This window comes from Bacillus sp. MMSF_3353, assembly GCF_030733445.1.
Lineage (GTDB): Bacteria > Bacillota > Bacilli > Bacillales > Bacillaceae_G > Bacillus_A > Bacillus_A wiedmannii.
Genome location: NZ_JASHJA010000027.1, coordinates 20,491 through 35,548 on the forward strand (window position 1 = coordinate 20,491; position 15,058 = coordinate 35,548).

The window sequence follows — 15,058 nt, forward strand, 5'->3', positions numbered from 1 at the left end:
GGGTTTTGAAAATGATAGGTTTATTAGAGCAATTTTATAAAAATGAAGAGATCCAATCGGTTATTAATGGACTAGAAGATGGTTTAAAAGAACAACTTGTATCAGGTATGGCAACCTCTTCTCGTTCGTTATTAATGGCGGCCTTATATAAAAAAACAAAAAAATCACAACTTATTGTGACGCATAATTTATATCAAGCACAAAAAGTGCATGAAGATTTAGTGGCGTTACTTGGTGAAAAAGATGTGTGGTTATACCCAGTAAATGAATTGATAGCATCAGAAATTGGTGTTGCAAGCCCAGAATTGAAGGCGCAACGTATTGAAGTATTGAATCGTTTAGCGGCAGGAGAGAACGGGATTATTGTAGCGCCAGTTGCAGGACTACGCAGATTTTTACCAATGAAAGAGTTGTGGAAGCAAAGGCAAATCGAAATCAATCTAGGGCAAGAGATTGATTTAGATACATTCTTGCATACTTTACATCATATTGGTTATGAGCGTAAGTCGATGGTAGAAGCTCCTGGGGAATTCAGTTTGCGCGGGGGAATATTAGATATTTACCCATTAACTGAAGAGTTACCATTTCGTATTGAATTTTTCGATACAGAAGTTGATTCTATTCGATTATTTGATGTGGATGAACAGCGCTCTCAAGATAAAAAAGAAAGTGTTAGATTTGGTCCAGCAACAGAGTTTTTATTTTCACAGGAAGAATTGAAGTCGGGAATTGAGCATCTTGAGGAAGGCTTGACTAAGACGATGCAAAAACTTTCCGATGATAAATTGAAGACTACAGTGCTTGAAACGGTAAGTCATGAAATTGAGATGTTAAAAAACGGGCAAAGTATAGAACAGATGTTTAAATATTTATCTATTTTCTATAAAGAACCTGCTAGTCTGATAGATTATTTACCTGAAGATGGTATTGTGGTTTTGGATGAGATTTCTCGTATTCAAGAAACGGCATCACATCTTGAAACGGAAGAGGCGGAATGGTATATATCACTTCTTGGTGAGGGAACAATTATTCAAGATTTATCTTTCTCACACTCGTTTGAGGAATTTCTTCATCATAAAAAAAGAAGTTTTGTATATTTAACGTTATTCTTACGTCATATAGCACATACACATCCGCAAAATATTGTGAATGTGACATGTAAAACAATGCAAGATTTCCATGGGCAGATGCAGTTGTTGAAAACTGAAATTGATAGATGGAACGAAGGGCATTTTACGACTGTTGTGCTCGGCACAGATGATGAACGTGTAAAAAAACTACAACATATTTTAAGTGATTATGATATTGAGGCAGATATCGTAGAGGGCACAGATATATTATTGCCTGGAAGGTTGCAAATTGCTGTAGGTGATTTACATGCAGGATTTGAAATGCCGATGCAAAAGCTTGTTGTTATTACTGAAAAAGAGCTTTTTCATAAAAAAGTTAAAAAATCACAACGTAAGCAGAAGTTATCTAATGCTGAACGTATTAAAAGTTATTCGGAATTAAAAGTTGGAGATTATGTAGTTCATGTAAATCATGGTATAGGTAAATTCTTAGGTATCGAGACACTAGAGATTAATGGTGTTCATAAAGATTACTTGAATATTAAATATCAAGGTAATGATAAGTTATACGTTCCAATTGAACAAATTGACCAAGTGCAGAAATATGTAGGATCTGAAGGTAAGGATCCTAAAGTTTATAAATTGGGCGGAAATGATTGGAAAAAGGTCAAAACGAAAGTTGAAAAATCTGTACAAGACATTGCGGATGACCTAATTAAACTATATGCTGAGCGCGAAGCTTCAAAAGGTTATGCATATACACCAGATACGGCAGAACAACAAGAATTTGAATCTTCTTTCCCATATCAAGAGACAGAGGATCAATTACGTTCTATTGACGAGATTAAGAAAGATATGGAACGTGGACGTCCGATGGATAGGCTTCTTTGTGGTGATGTAGGATATGGAAAGACGGAAGTAGCTATCCGTGCGGCATTTAAGGCAATTATGGATGAAAAACAAGTTGCAATTTTAGTGCCGACAACGATCCTTGCACAACAACACTATGAAACAATTCGAGAGCGTTTTCAAGATTATCCAATCAATATAGGATTATTAAGTAGATTCCGTACGAGAAAACAGCAAAATGAAACAATTAAAGGCTTAAAAGATGGTACGGTAGATATCGTAATCGGAACGCATCGTATTTTATCTAAAGACGTTACTTATAAAGATTTAGGTCTTCTTATTATTGATGAAGAACAAAGGTTTGGTGTAACGCATAAAGAAAAAATTAAACAATTAAAAGCAAATGTTGACGTGTTAACATTAACGGCAACTCCGATTCCGCGTACACTCCATATGTCTATGCTTGGTGTGCGTGACTTATCTGTTATTGAGACACCACCAGAAAATCGTTTCCCAGTCCAAACGTATGTAGTAGAGTATAATCCAGCGTTAATGCGAGAAGCGATAGAACGAGAGCTTGCAAGAGGTGGGCAAATTTACTTCCTATATAATCGTGTGGAGGATATCGAAAGAAAAGCAGATGAAATTTCGATGTTAGTTCCAGACGCGCGTGTAACGTATGCACATGGGAAAATGAACGAGGGTGAATTAGAGTCTGTTATGCTATCGTTTTTAGAAGGGCAGCATGATGTTCTTGTAAGTACAACAATTATTGAGACGGGTGTAGATATTCCGAATGTAAATACGTTAATTGTATTTGATGCAGATCGTATGGGATTATCGCAGCTGTATCAGCTTCGTGGTCGTGTTGGACGTTCTAATCGTGTTGCATATGCATACTTTGCATACAAACGAGATAAAGTGTTATCAGAAGTTGCAGAGAAGCGTCTGCAAGCCATTAAAGAGTTCACAGAGCTTGGGTCAGGTTTCAAAATTGCGATGAGAGACTTATCCATTCGTGGTGCAGGTAACTTGTTAGGAGCCGAACAGCATGGATTTATTGATTCTGTCGGATTTGATCTATATTCTCAAATGTTAAAAGATGCAATTGAACAGCGTAGAGGAACAGATGGGGTTGAAAATACAGTTAATGTTGAAATTGATTTAGAAGTAGATGCATATTTACCAGATGCTTATATTTCAGATAGTAAACAAAAGATTATGATGTATAAACAGTTTAGAGGTGTTTCTGCAATTGAGGATATTGAAGAGTTGCAGGAAGAGATGATAGATAGATTTGGTGATTACCCGCAAGAAGTTGGTTACTTATTGCAAATTGCAAATATTAAAGTATTGGCAATGAAAGAACAAATTGAGTTAATTAAGCAAAATAAATTTGAAGTGACAATTCTGTTCTCAGAACAAGCAAGTCAAAATATTGATGGCGGAAAATTATTCATGCTTGGAAATAGTTTTGGACGTATGATTGGTCTAGGAATGGAAGGATCGCAATTGAAAATCGTTATGAAAACAAATGGTTTAGAGACATCGAAGTGGTTAACAATTGCTGAAAATTTATTAAAAGGCCTACCAGATGTAAAAAAAGAAGTCATAAATGCCTAATATAAGATAAAAAAATACAATTCGGCGTGCATAGAAGAACTAATGTGTAAAATACTATGTCTAACAGTTGGTGATTTTTACATGAACAGGTAAATTCACCACTTTGATCATCAGTAGAAAGTGAGGCAGCATTAGAATGAAAGCAACTGGAATCGTACGTCGAATTGATGATTTAGGTAGGGTAGTAATCCCGAAGGAAATTCGTAGAACTTTACGTATTCGAGAAGGAGACCCACTAGAAATATTTGTTGATCGCGATGGAGAAGTGATTTTGAAAAAATATTCTCCAATTAGTGAACTAGGTAATTTTGCAAAGGAATATACGGAAGCTTTATACGATAGCTTAGGACATAATGTGCTTGTATGCGATCGTGATTCTGTTATCGCAGTAGCAGGCGTATCTAAAAAAGAATACTTAAATAAAAGTGTTGGCGATTTAATTGAGAAGACAATGGAAGAGCGTAAGTCTGTAATTATGACAGATGAAAGCGAAATTTCAATTATTGATGGAGTAACGGAAAAAGTGAGTTCCTATACAATTGGCCCGATTGTTGCGAATGGGGATCCAATTGGAGCTGTTGTTATCTTCTCTAAAGAGGATATTATAAGTGAAGTAGAGCATAAGTCAGTAAATACAGCTGCAAGCTTTTTAGCGAAACAAATGGAGCAGTAAGGCTATATCGAATTTTAGAAGTAGCAATCTTTCCTAATTATGATATTTCTTTTTGAGAAATCAAATATTTGGAGATATATGTATATTGAATGAAGGTAGCGCTTTGCTACCTTTTTTCGTTGAACATTTCTAGCGTTGCACGAACGTATTATTACTCGTGTAGGCAAGGAAGCTTGTCCTTTTCTTTATGATATAATACGAGGGGTGAGAATAGAAAAAGGAGTTTTCTTGTATGGAATCGAAGAAGTATCAAGCCTTTTGGCGTGGGGCTATTATATTAACAATCGCAAGTTTTGTTACAAAGGTATTAAGCGCTTTTTACCGTATTCCATATCAAAATATAGCGGGTGATATTGGTTTTTATATTTACCAACAAATTTATCCGTTTTATGGATTTTGTTTAATTTTAGCTACTTATGGGTTCCCCATTATAATTTCAAAAATGGTTGCGGAACGATTAGAGCGAGGGAAACAACAAGAAGCAGAAGAAATTATCTGTGTATCTTTTTGGTTTTTATTAGGAATTGGTTTCGTAGGCTTTTTTACATTGTTTTTTGGTGCCGAAACAATTGCAGCAGCCATGGGTGATATACACTTAGATAAGTTATTACGTGTTATTTCATTTTCATTCATATTGATGCCGTTTTTATCTGTAGCAAGAGGATATTTTCAGGGGTTCAATAATATGATGCCAACAGCTGTTTCGCAAGTGATAGAACAAACAATTCGTGTTTCTATTATTGTATTTTTATCTCTATTCCTAATTGCTCGCGGATTTGATTTATATACAGTCGGTGCAGGTGCTATGTTAGGTTCAATCGCAGGCGGACTAATTGGGATTATCGTACTTGTACTTTATATGCGTCATGACTTTCGTTCTATATTTTTCAAGAGTGTAAAGAGAATTAAGGGAAAAAAGAGGATCATTAAAATTCTGTTTTGGCAGGGATTGGCGATTTGTGTTAGTAACTTAGTACTTATTTTTATACAAATGGCTGATTCCATTTCCTTCTATTCCTTACTTATTGGGGCAGGAGAGCAAGCTGAAAGTGCAAAGGTATTAAAAGGTGTTTACGACAGAAGTATCCCGCTTATGCAATTAGGTACTGTCGTGACAACTTCTTTCTCATTGTCACTTATTCCAATTATTACAGCGGCGAAGGAAAGAGGAGATCTTTCCTTTATTCGAGAAAAGGTAAAGTTAGCAATGAAAATAACATTTGTTATTGGATTTGCAGCTGCCATTGGATTAACTTGTATTATTCAGCCTACGAATATTATGTTGTTTGAAAATAGTGATGGGTCAGATGTTTTATCCATTTTATCTTTATCTATTTTATTTAGTTCATTGTCGATTACAACTGCTTCTATTTTGCAAGGGTTAGGACAAACATTAAAACCAGCAATATTCGTTATATTTGGGGGTTGTTTAAAGTTAGCTTTAAATTATACATTAATGCCGTATTTTGGTGTGAAGGGAGCTGCAATTGCAACACTAGTTGCGTTAATTGTAATTTCTGTGCTAAATAGTGCATTACTTATGCAAGCTGTATCCGAACCGCTTATCGATAAGCGTAATATGTTAGGTGTAGTTATTAGTGGTATCGGTATGGGGTTTGTATTAATAATATTTATACGTTTGATGCAAATGTCTGGATTAGTAATTGATACAAGGCATAGAGGAATTGCAACACTTGAGGCATTGTTAGGTGTAGCTATCGGTGGATTAACATATGTGTTTTTAATTTTAAAATTACGTGTATTTACAAAAGCGGAAATAGGAACCGTTATGAAAAAAGAGAAAAAAGAAGGTTCATTGAAGAAGAGTGGATAGAGGTGGCAGGTTGTGAGTGGAATCATTACTATTTTAGGATTAGGTGCTGGTGAGTTAGATCAGTTAACGATGGGTGTATATCGAAAAATAAAAGAAGCAGATCACATGTTTGTTAGAACGAAGGAACATCCCGTTATAGAAGAGTTGGAGAAAGAAGGTATACAATATACAGCCTTTGACAGTGTATATGAAGCGCATGATACATTTGAAATTGTATATGAAACAATCGCCAATACATTGTTAGAACAAGCTGAAGGCACAGAAATCATCTATGCCGTGCCAGGGCATCCGCTTGTAGCGGAAAGAACGGTTCAGCTACTGTTGGAAAAAGGTGAAGTAGCGAATGTTGAAGTGCGCATTGAAGGTGGACAAAGTTTCCTTGATCCTATGTTTGCGAGTCTAAAGATTGATCCGATTGAAGGATTCCAATTAATTGACGCCACATCATTTGAAAGAGGACAATTAGAATTACGTCAACATTTAATCTTTTGCCAAGTATATGACGCATTCGTTGCATCTGATGTGAAATTAACATTAATGGAGATGCTATCAGATGATTATGAAGTGTATATCGTAACAGCTGCAGGGACTTCATTTGAACAAGTTAAAAAGGTGCCGTTGTACATGTTAGATCATGAAACAGAGTTGAATAATTTAACGAGTGTATATGTACCACCAGTTAAAGAACGTGCGTCCTTGTATCAACAGTTTGATGTGCTTAGAGAAATTATTGCAGACCTTCGTGGACCGAATGGTTGTCCGTGGGATAAAAAGCAAACACATCAATCTTTAAAGAAGTATTTAATTGAGGAAGCTTATGAAGTGTTGGAAGCAATTGATGAAGAGGATGATGATCACTTAGTAGAAGAACTGGGTGATATATTATTACAAGTTATGTTGCATGCTCAAATCGGGGAGGATGAAGGTTGGTTCTCTATAGATGATATTATTCGAACTTTATCTGAGAAAATGGTTCGCCGCCACCCGCATGTATTTGGGAATACGGATGTAAATAATGCCGATGAAGTAATTGCCAATTGGGAAGAAATTAAAAAACAAGAAAAAGGATTCGTGAAAGAATCTGTTTTAAATGGGGTTCCAAAAAGTTTGCCACAGTTACTACGCGCCTATGAAATCCAGAAAAAAGCTGGCAAAGTTGGTTTCGATTGGGTTGATGTACAACCGATGATAGAGAAAGCCTTAGAAGAATGGCAAGAGTTCCAACAAGAAGTTACAAATATGGATGAGGCGAAAATGTTAGGTGAATTTGGCGATTTACTATTTGCGTTTGTGAATATAGCTCGTCATTATAAAATAGATCCCGAAGAGGCGTTACGTTCAACGAATGAGAAATTCGTCGGTCGTTTCTTATACATGGAAGCAAAGGTAGCTGAAATGAATAAAGAGATGCAAGATTTATCATTAGAGCAGTTAGACGTTTTATGGGAAGAGGCAAAACAAACAGAGCGTTAATAGGGGGATTTGATATGCGTCTAGATAAGTTTTTGAAAGTATCACGTTTAATTAAAAGAAGAACATTAGCGAAAGAAGTAGCTGATCAAGGAAGAATATCAATTAATGGTCAAGTGGCAAAAGCGAGTTCAGATGTAAAAGTAGCTGATGAATTAACAATTCGTTTTGGTCAAAAAATAGTAACTGTAAAAATAAACGAATTGAAAGAAACGACTAAAAAAGAAGATGCAGCAAATATGTATAGTTTAGTTCGCGAAGAAAAAGTAAAGGCTGAAGAAGGCTTGTTCTAAAATCAATTATCCCTTCATACATTACTATTAGCTAGTATAAATCTATGGGGGGATTTACGTGGATAATGGTTACTCACCTATGTCTTCTAATCAACAAAATGTTTCGGTAGAGCATGATATTATTATGCGTGGCAGGCGTGTAATTGATATTACCGGTGTAAAGCAGGTAGAGAGTTTTGATAGCGAGGAGTTTTTACTTGAGACCGTAATGGGTTTTTTAACAATTCGTGGTCAAAATTTGCAAATGAAAAATTTAGATGTAGAAAAAGGTGTTGTATCGATTAAAGGGAAAGTTCATGAGATGCTGTATATTGATGAGAATCAAGGGGAGAAAACTAAAGGATTCTTTAGTAAGTTGTTTAAATGAGCCTAACAATTCAGTTGTATACGATGCTCTCAATGATCGGAATGGGTGCTTGGATTGGAGCGTCTTTAGATACATACCAACGATTTTTAAAGCGGCAAGAACGTAAACGTTGGCTTGTATTTATTCATGATATACTATTTTGGATTGTCCAAGCATTATTCGTTTTTTATGTACTGCTTCTTGTAAATGAAGCTGAACTACGTATATATGTATTTTTGGCATTATTATGTGGTTTTGCGGCATATCAAAGCTTATTGAAAGCAATATACATGAGACTGTTAAATTTTCTCATCTATATTTTTATGCAAACAACACACTTTTTTGTTCAAATTATAAAGCTACTCATGATAAAACCTGTTATTATTATAGCGCAGCTATTTATTGCATTTATATTATTCTTATTTCGTATACTGCTTTCAATTGGACATGTGTTATGGAAAATGGTGATTTGGATATTACTTTTCATATGGAAAGTTTTTTTCTGGCCTGTTCGATTTATTGCTTCGCTCATATGGAAACTTCTCCCTAATCGTGTTAAACTTTTTATAATGAAACATGTAGGGTTCCTGCAATATATAGCAAAATTGAAGGGACACATCTTCCAATTATGGGGGCGTATAAAAAAGAAGTTAGGGGGACCTCGGAAATGAGGGAACTGAGACAAAGAACAATCGAAAAACAGAGTCCAAATCCTGTTAAAGAGCATATAATACAAACGGATGAGAACAGGAAGCGACTTTATCGCCGTTTAGCGGTTTTTCTTGTCTTTGCTTTTACAATTATTGCGAGTATTAGTGTAACGTTTTATCAACAAAACAGTTCCATTAGAGCAAAAGAAGCAAAAGTTAAGGACATGAAAAAAGAACTGGATTCATTAACGAATAAAGAAAAGAGTCTAAAAGACGAAGTTCAAAAGTTAAATGATGAAGAGTACGTATTAAAGATTGCTAGAAGGGATTATTTCTTCTCTGGAAAAGGGGAGATAATTTTTCCTGTTTCTAAGTAGAGTATGTCTTATTGACACTATATTTTAGGATTATATATAATAAAGTAAAATTTGACTTTTTAACCACTAAGGAGGAGCATTTTTTTTATGTCAATCGAGGTAGGCAGCAAGTTACAGGGTAAAGTAACAGGTATTACAAATTTTGGGGCTTTTGTGGAGCTGCCAGAAGGCTTAACGGGTCTTGTTCATATTAGTGAAGTTGCTGATAATTATGTGAAAGATATTAACGATCACTTAAAAGTGGGCGACCAAGTAGAAGTAAAAGTTATTAACGTTGAAAAAGATGGTAAGATCGGTCTATCTATTAAAAAAGCGAAAGAGCGTGAAAAAACAGAAGGAGATCGTCCACGTGGTGAATACCAACGCGGTGGCGGTGGCGATCAACAACGTTCTGGACGTCCACAACGTAATCGTTCTTTCAACAGAGATAACCGTGGCGGCGGTAACGAACGAGCTCCAAAAGAAACATTCGAGCAAAAGATGGCACGTTTCTTAAAGGACAGTGAAGATCGTTTAACTTCTTTAAAGCGTAACACAGAATCTAAACGTGGTGGCCGTGGCGCACGTCGCGGATAATAAGAACGTTTAATTCTTAGCATATAGAGAGGTACCCAGGGCGATTGCTCGGGGTGCTTTTTTATATGTGAAAATATATTTTTAAAAAAGTTTTCAAGATGTGTTGACTTTAAAATATATCTGAGGTAAGATACTAATTGTCCGTTAAATAAGACGACATGGCGGTGTAGCTCAGCTGGCTAGAGCGTACGGTTCATACCCGTGAGGTCGGGGGTTCGATCCCCTCCGCCGCTATATTTAATTTAACGGCCCGTTGGTCAAGTGGTTAAGACACCGCCCTTTCACGGCGGTAACACGGGTTCGAATCCCGTACGGGTCATCCTAAAAAGATCATGCAAATTTGCATGATCTTTTTTTGTTAAATAAATTAAGACATACAACACTTCTACAAAATCACCCTATATTTTCTGAATGTTCAATTAAAATAGTGAGAATAAATTACATACCGTGTATATATGTAGAGTTATTTCGAATAAAAAGTCGAACGATTATAAAAGTGAAAACTGTTGTTTTGACAAAAATCCCAATAATCATCTTTTATAATGACAGTAATTAAACTATGCAGGTGGTGTTAAAAATATGCCTAAAGCAGGAAGGAATACTATGAATACAAGTGCATTGGCAATGAATGAGAGTCAGCTTGGAGCAGTAAAGTGGACGAGTAAGTTGCAAATGAAGTTTGAACAGGTTTTCTTTAGATGGGGATTTATTATTGTTGTTATTGGTTTTCTTTTGGGACGAGCATATATATTAACAAACATTTTACCGTTTGCACTGCCGTTTTTTGCTGCTGTTTATGTTATGAAGCGGGATAAAATGCCGCTCGCGTTCTTGGCTCTTATGGGGGGCGCACTTTCAGTTTCGATAGATAATTTATTCTTTACCTTTGCATCTATTTTTACTTTCTTCATTTATAATATCTTCTTTAGTCGGTTTACACGTAAAACTGTTGGACTTGTTCCATTCCAAGTATTTATCTCCGCATTAACCGCACATTTAGTTGTCGTATATTTCGCGCAACAAACTGTCACCATGTACGATTTACTCGTTAGTACGATTGAGGCAGGGCTTAGCTTCGTATTAACTATGATATTTTTACAAAGTGTTCCGCTTTTAGTAGAACGAAAAGGTAAACAACAAGCGCTAGAGACAGAAGAAATTGTTTGTTTAATTATATTACTAGCATCTGTTTTAACAGGTACAACAGATTGGTTTGTATATGACGCTTCTATTCAACATATTTTTACTAGGTATTTAGTGCTCGTGTTTGCATTTATTGCGGGGGCTGCTACAGGATCTACAGTGGGGGTCGTCACTGGATTAATATTAAGTTTAGCCAATGTCTCCAGTTTGTCTCAACTTAGTCTACTTGCTTTTTCTGGGTTGCTTGGTGGTTTGTTAAAAGAAGGGAAGCGTTTAGGTGTTAGTTTAGGTTTATTAATTGGGACGAGCTTGATTACGCTATATGTAGACAAGCAAACAAACATTGTGACAACTTTAATTGAATCTGGTGTGGCGATTATGTTCTTCTTATTAACACCGAAACTTGTTATGGATCGTATTGCTAAATTCATGCCAGGCACACAGGAACATTCGCAAGATCAACAACAGTATTTAAGAAGGATGCGTGATGTTACAGCGAATAAAATTAATCAATTTGCCAATGTATTTGCTGCTTTATCTAATAGCTTTTCTGTATATGGATATGTGGAGGAGGAAGATAAAGAGACAGAAGCGGATTTGTTCTTAAGTACAATTACTGCAAAAACATGTCAAACATGCTTTAAAAAGGACCAATGCTGGGTAGTTAATTTCGACAAAACGTACGATTATATGAAACAAATAATGAGTGAAACGGAAGAGGGGACGTTGCAGCATAATCGGAAGTTAGTTCGTGAATGGGACAAGCATTGTGTGAGAGGGAAGAAAGTGACGGATTTAGTAGCGGGTGAATTAGATCACTTCTATGAAGGACAAAAATTACGAAAACAAATGAAAGAAAACCGTAGAATAGTAGCGGAGCAACTATTAGGTGTATCAAAAGTTATGGAGGATTTTGCTAAGGAGATCCAAAGAGAACGAGAAAATCATCAAGTGCAGGAAGAACAGATTATGCAAGCGTTTCGTGATTTTGGCGTAGAAGTAGAGCATGTTGATATATATTGTTTAGATAGAGGAAGTATTGATATTGAAATGTTGATTCCAGTTGCATCTAATGAACATGGAGAATGTGAAAAGTTAGTTGCGCCGATGCTTTCTGACATTCTAAAGGAAAATATTGTTGTTAAACATGAAGAAAAATCTTCTTATCCGAACGGCCACAGCTTAATATCATTTGGTTCGGCAAAAACGTATTCTCTTGATACTGGGTTGGCCACAGCTGCAAAAGGTGGTGGGTTTGTTTCTGGTGACTCTTATGCGATGATGGATTTAAGTGTTGGTAAATATGCGCTTGCAATTAGTGATGGTATGGGAAATGGGCAAAGAGCTCATATGGAGAGTAAAGAAACGGTAAAATTATTACAAAAAATACTTCAATCAGGCATTGATGAGGAAATAGCGATTAAATCTATCAATTCTATTCTTTCTTTAAGAACAACAGAAGAGATGTTTACGACGTTAGATTTAGCTATGGTGGATTTGCGGGATGCGAGTGCGAAATTTTTAAAGATTGGATCGACGCCGAGTTTTGTTAAACGCGCGAATAATATTTTGAAAATTGAGGCAAGTAATTTGCCGATGGGCATTATTGAGGATGTTGAAGTTGATGTAGTAGGTGAACAATTAAAAACGGGCGATATTCTTATTATGATGAGCGATGGGATTTTCGAGGGAGCGCAACATGTAGAAAATCATGAACTATGGATGAAACGAAAAATTAAAGAATTACAAACCGAAGATCCGCAAGAAATTGCTGATATCATTATGGAAGAGGTGATTCGCTCTTGTGATGGTTATATAAATGATGATATGACTATCGTTGTGGCGAAAGTGAAGAAAAATATGCCGAAGTGGGCTACGATTCCAATTGTAGGAATGCAGGCACAATAAATTTTAAGTGTGATGTTTCTTTATCACTGTTTCTTTCTAAAAACCTAGGTGGATGCCTAGGTTTTTTTACTTTAAAAGATAATGTTATTACTTTTGTGAATATGTACGGATGATGTAAGATAAAAATGTAATTTTTGTATATCTTTTTTTTGCACAATGTTTGTAAAAGTTGTACCATTATAAACAAGGTAACTAACGTTGCTGTTCTTGTTTAATGAAAGGTGATTACGAAGTTGAAAGATACATTTGTTGAAAAGGTAGATGACTTTGTAAAGCAGCATGATGTATTAAAGGAACGTTCAACAATTGTTGTAGGGGTTTCTGGTGGTCCTGACTCTTTGGCTCTTCTATATTATTTGTTAGAAAAAAGAGCAGCAAAACAGTTCGAAATTGTAGTGGCACATGTGGACCATATGTTTAGAGGTGATGAATCTCATGAGGACCTACAGTTTGTGCAGGACCTTTGTAAAGGGCTGGGAGTTATTTGCGAAACGATTAGGATTAATGTGTCGCAATATCAACAGCAACACGGAATGAATGCACAGGTTGCTGCTAGAGAATGCAGATATGCATTTTTGGAAAGAATAATGAAGAAATATGATGCGAGATATGTAGCTCTTGGACATCATGGTGATGATCAAGTAGAGACGATTTTAATGCGCCTTGTACGAGGGAGTACTCCGAAAGGATATGCAGGAATTGCAGTGAAGCGTCCTTTTCATAATGGATATTTAATTAGGCCGTTACTTGGAGTAACGAAGGAAGAGATTGTTGATTACTGTAATAAGCTAAAAATAATTCCCCGTATAGATCCAAGTAATAAAAAGGAAGTATATACAAGGAATCGATTACGCAAATATGTTCTTCCTCATTTGAAAGAAGAAAATTCACAAGTGCATGAGAAATTCCAAAAATTTAGCATGCAGATGCAAGAGGATGAGGCGTATTTGCAGGAATTAGCTTTTGAGAAAATGAATAAAGTAATTACAAAAAAAAGTGATAAACAAATTAGCTTATCAATTCCTGCCTTTGAATCCATGTCTATGCCTTTACAAAGAAGAGGGATTCAACTAATATTAAACTATCTTTATGAATATAAGATTCCATCTTCTCTTTCCTCTATACATATTGACAAAGTGATCGAGTTTTTTAAGCGGACACAACCTTCGGGTTCACTTGATTTCCCAGGTGATTTAAAAATTGTTCGCGCATACGAGGAGTGCAGCTTTGGATTTAAACAAGAAATTGTTTCTCCTTTTTTACAAGATTTATCAGTGCCCGGGACAATTACGCTATCGAACGGGGATAAGCTTGTAACAGAGGTGAGCGAAGACATACCAAGTAACATGAATGAAACAGTATTTGTTGCTAAGTATAATGATATATCATATCCACTTCGTATTCGTTCTAGAGAAAATGGAGATCGCATGTCAATACAAGGTATGAATGGCACAAAAAAGATAAAAACTATTTTTATCGAAGCAAAAGTACCAAGAGAAAAAAGAGAAGAATGGCCGGTCGTTTGTGATGCAAGTGGGAATATTATTTGGGTACCCTTGTTGAAGCGATCTGCATTTGCTATCTCGAAAGAGGCGGCAAAGAAGGATAAATATATGATTATTCACTACAAAAGCAAGGAGTCTTCCGGGAGGATAATGAAATGATGAATCAAGATATCGAAAAAGTATTAATTTCTGAAGAACAAATACAAGAAAAGGTGCGCGAATTAGGTGCGGTTATTGCAGAGGATTATAAAAACACAATACCTCTTGCGATTGGTGTATTAAAGGGCGCAATGCCATTCATGGCAGATTTATTAAAGAGAACAGATACATATCTTGAAATGGATTTTATGGCTGTATCTAGTTACGGTCACTCTACTGTTTCAACAGGCGAAGTGAAAATTTTAAAAGACCTTGATACTTCTGTAGAGGGTCGCGATATTTTAATCGTTGAAGATATTATTGATAGCGGTCTTACGCTAAGTTACTTAGTAGACCTATTCAAATATCGTAAAGCGAAGTCTGTAAAAATTGTTACGTTATTAGATAAGCCGACAGGCCGTAAGGTAGATTTGAAAGCGGATTATGTTGGGTTTACTGTTCCACATGAATTTGTTGTAGGGTATGGATTAGATTATAAAGAGCAGTACCGTAATCTTCCTTATGTAGGAGTATTAAAACCGAGTGTTTACTCAAATTAATTAAATGCAGGCGTCACAATTGTATAGGAAAGTTTTTCTATGT

12 protein-coding genes and 2 tRNA genes are annotated in these 15,058 nt (G+C 35.8%); all 14 read left to right on the top strand.

Annotated features, from left to right (window positions below):
* Positions 1–11: 11 nt before the first annotated feature.
* The 14 genes from mfd to hpt all read left to right on the top strand — a co-directional run bounded on the left by mfd (position 12) and on the right by hpt (position 15,015).
* Positions 12–3,542 (top strand): transcription-repair coupling factor, encoded by a 3,531-nt coding sequence (gene mfd / locus RBB48_RS26730; protein WP_000579706.1) that lies wholly within the window; start codon positions 12–14, stop codon positions 3,540–3,542.
* A 136-nt stretch (positions 3,543–3,678) separates the two neighbouring features.
* Positions 3,679–4,215, top strand: coding sequence for a stage V sporulation protein T (gene spoVT / locus RBB48_RS26735; RefSeq protein ID WP_088061461.1), 537 nt, complete (start codon positions 3,679–3,681; stop codon positions 4,213–4,215).
* Between the two features lie 232 nt (positions 4,216–4,447).
* Positions 4,448–6,049 (top strand): putative polysaccharide biosynthesis protein, encoded by a 1,602-nt coding sequence (locus RBB48_RS26740; protein WP_088061463.1) that lies wholly within the window; start codon positions 4,448–4,450, stop codon positions 6,047–6,049.
* Positions 6,050–6,061: 12 nt separating this feature from the next.
* Positions 6,062–7,522 (top strand): bifunctional methyltransferase/pyrophosphohydrolase YabN, encoded by a 1,461-nt coding sequence (gene yabN / locus RBB48_RS26745; RefSeq protein WP_000014264.1) that lies wholly within the window; start codon positions 6,062–6,064, stop codon positions 7,520–7,522.
* Positions 7,523–7,536: 14 nt separating this feature from the next.
* Positions 7,537–7,812: an RNA-binding S4 domain-containing protein gene (locus RBB48_RS26750; RefSeq protein WP_001234876.1), complete on the top strand. Its 276-nt coding sequence runs from the start codon at positions 7,537–7,539 to the stop codon at positions 7,810–7,812.
* 58 nt (positions 7,813–7,870) lie between these two features.
* The gene (gene yabP / locus RBB48_RS26755; RefSeq protein WP_000368630.1) at positions 7,871–8,179 is read left to right on the top strand and encodes a sporulation protein YabP; all 309 of its coding nucleotides are present in this window, start codon (positions 7,871–7,873) and stop codon (positions 8,177–8,179) included.
* Positions 8,176–8,829 (top strand): spore cortex biosynthesis protein YabQ, encoded by a 654-nt coding sequence (gene yabQ / locus RBB48_RS26760; protein WP_000059764.1) that lies wholly within the window; start codon positions 8,176–8,178, stop codon positions 8,827–8,829. Before yabP ends, yabQ begins: the two co-directional genes overlap by 4 nt.
* Positions 8,826–9,185, top strand: coding sequence for a cell division protein DivIC (gene divIC, locus RBB48_RS26765; protein WP_001208737.1), 360 nt, complete (start codon positions 8,826–8,828; stop codon positions 9,183–9,185). The genes yabQ and divIC overlap by 4 nt, the downstream gene beginning before the upstream one ends.
* Before the next feature lie 87 nt (positions 9,186–9,272).
* Positions 9,273–9,761 carry a S1 domain-containing RNA-binding protein gene (locus tag RBB48_RS26770; RefSeq protein ID WP_000021454.1) on the top strand — a complete coding sequence of 163 codons (489 nt, stop codon included), beginning with the start codon at positions 9,273–9,275 and terminating at the stop codon, positions 9,759–9,761.
* Between the two features lie 160 nt (positions 9,762–9,921).
* Positions 9,922–9,995: transfer RNA gene (locus RBB48_RS26775), tRNA-Met, on the top strand.
* Between the two features lie 13 nt (positions 9,996–10,008).
* A tRNA-Glu gene (locus RBB48_RS26780) sits at positions 10,009–10,080 on the top strand.
* A gap of 260 nt (positions 10,081–10,340) precedes the next feature.
* Complete coding sequence (gene spoIIE / locus RBB48_RS26785; RefSeq protein WP_306008377.1) at positions 10,341–12,812, top strand: stage II sporulation protein E; 2,472 nt, start codon at positions 10,341–10,343, stop codon at positions 12,810–12,812.
* A gap of 233 nt (positions 12,813–13,045) precedes the next feature.
* The gene (gene tilS, locus RBB48_RS26790) at positions 13,046–14,476 is read left to right on the top strand and encodes a tRNA lysidine(34) synthetase TilS (protein WP_000655443.1); all 1,431 of its coding nucleotides are present in this window, start codon (positions 13,046–13,048) and stop codon (positions 14,474–14,476) included.
* Positions 14,473–15,015, top strand: a complete 543-nt coding sequence (gene hpt, locus RBB48_RS26795; RefSeq protein WP_000981845.1) for a hypoxanthine phosphoribosyltransferase — start codon at positions 14,473–14,475, stop codon at positions 15,013–15,015. The genes tilS and hpt overlap by 4 nt, the downstream gene beginning before the upstream one ends.
* Positions 15,016–15,058: the final 43 nt, after the last annotated feature.

Coding starts and splice junctions, on each gene's coding strand:
- mfd (WP_000579706.1), top strand. CDS start 12: ATGATAGGTTTATTAGAGCAATTTTATAAAAATGAAGAGATCCAATCG.
- spoIIE (WP_306008377.1), top strand. CDS start 10,341: ATGCCTAAAGCAGGAAGGAATACTATGAATACAAGTGCATTGGCAATG.
- spoVT (WP_088061461.1), top strand. CDS start 3,679: ATGAAAGCAACTGGAATCGTACGTCGAATTGATGATTTAGGTAGGGTA.
- yabQ (WP_000059764.1), top strand. CDS start 8,176: ATGAGCCTAACAATTCAGTTGTATACGATGCTCTCAATGATCGGAATG.
- divIC (WP_001208737.1), top strand. CDS start 8,826: ATGAGGGAACTGAGACAAAGAACAATCGAAAAACAGAGTCCAAATCCT.
- RBB48_RS26740 (WP_088061463.1), top strand. CDS start 4,448: ATGGAATCGAAGAAGTATCAAGCCTTTTGGCGTGGGGCTATTATATTA.
- hpt (WP_000981845.1), top strand. CDS start 14,473: ATGATGAATCAAGATATCGAAAAAGTATTAATTTCTGAAGAACAAATA.
- RBB48_RS26770 (WP_000021454.1), top strand. CDS start 9,273: ATGTCAATCGAGGTAGGCAGCAAGTTACAGGGTAAAGTAACAGGTATT.
- RBB48_RS26750 (WP_001234876.1), top strand. CDS start 7,537: ATGCGTCTAGATAAGTTTTTGAAAGTATCACGTTTAATTAAAAGAAGA.